This window comes from Actinoallomurus acaciae (genome assembly GCF_042429965.1).
GTDB classification, from domain to species: Bacteria; Actinomycetota; Actinomycetes; order Streptosporangiales; family Streptosporangiaceae; genus Actinoallomurus; species Actinoallomurus acaciae.
Window position 1 is genome coordinate 1 of the sequence record NZ_JBHLZP010001008.1, and the last position, 1,449, is coordinate 1,449.

The window sequence follows — 1,449 nt, forward strand, 5'->3', positions numbered from 1 at the left end:
GGCGCAGGCCGCGCACCGCCGCGACGGCGTCCGCCGACAGGTCGTGCGGCGAGGCCAGGTAGCGGCCCACGGCCGACTGCGCCTCTCCCCGCAGGGCATCGGCCGAGCGGGGGGTCAGCTCGGTCTCGGCGCGCAGCATGCCGACCGCCTCCGGGGCGCGCAGCAGCAGCTCGGTGGCGTACCGGCTGGAGGCCAGCACCCGCGCCATCCGCTCGGCCACGGCGACGTCGTCGCGGAGCAGCCGCAGGTACCAGGGTGTCGTGCCGAGAGCATCGCTGACCTGGCGGAACCCGAGCAGCCCGGCGTCGGGGTCCGGATAGTCGGCGAACCAGTCGAGCATCACCGGCAGCAGCGTGCGCTGGATGGAGGCGCGCCGCGACACCCCGGCGGTCAGGGCCTCCAGGTGGCGGAGGGCGCCCGCCGGGTCGTTGTAGCCGAGGGCCTCCAGGCGGATGCGGGCGGCCTCGCGGGTGAGCCGGACCTCGTCGCCGGGCAGCCGGGCGACCGCCTGGAGCAGCGGCCGGTAGAAGAGCTTCTCGTGCAGCCGCCGTACCTCACGCGCGTGCCGGCGCCACTCGGCGGTGAACTCCTCCACCGGGTTCACCCGGAATCCGAGCGCCCGGCCGAGGCGCCGCAGGCTCTGCTCGTCCTCGGGCACGAGGTGGTTGCGCCGGAGCCGGTGGAGCTGGATGAGGTGCTCGACGCGGCGGAGGAAGCGGTACGCGGTGCCGAGCGCGGCGGCGTCGCCCCGGCCGACGTACCCGCCCCAGGACAGTTTCTTCAGCGCGATCAGGGTGTTCGGGCCGCGCAGTTCCTCGTCGGCCCGGCCGTGCACGAGCTGGAGCAGCTGTACCGCGAACTCCACGTCGCGCAGCCCGCCGGGGCCGAGCTTCAGCTGCCGCCCGGCCTGCTCCGGCGCGATGTGCTCCTCGACGCGGCGGCGCATCGCCTGGACGTCCTCGACGAAGTTGTCGCGCCCGGCGGCGCTCCACACCAGAGACGCGAGCGTGCGGACGTACTCCTCGCCCAGCTCGAGGTCGCCGGCCACCGGGCGGGCCTTGAGCAGCGCCTGGAACTCCCAGGTCTTGGCCCAGCGCTCGTAGTACGCCCGGTGGCTGGCCATCGTACGGACGAGCGGCCCGGACCTGCCCTCCGGGCGCAGGGCGGCGTCGACCTCCCACAGCGCGCCCTCCGGCGTACTGGCCGAGCACGCGCGCATCATCCCGGACGCCAGCCGGGTGGCGGCCCGCAGCGCGGCGTCCTCGTCCTGACCCGGCGCGGGCTCGGCGACGAAGACGACGTCGACGTCGCTGACGTAGTTCAGCTCGCGCCCGCCGCACTTGCCCATGCCGATGACGGCGAGCCGGCACAGGCCGGCCAGCTCGCCGAGCTCGGCGCGGGCGATGGCCAGCCCGGCCTCCAGCGCGGCCGAGGCGAGGTCGGCCAGCT

The 1,449-nt window shown here is 75.4% G+C and carries 1 protein-coding gene; it reads right to left on the bottom strand.

The genetic code is table 11. From position 1 onward, the window contains the following. A partial coding sequence (locus ACFFNX_RS49910; protein ID WP_378213512.1) for a bifunctional [glutamine synthetase] adenylyltransferase/[glutamine synthetase]-adenylyl-L-tyrosine phosphorylase occupies positions 1 to 1,449 on the bottom strand: 1,449 nt, incomplete at both ends.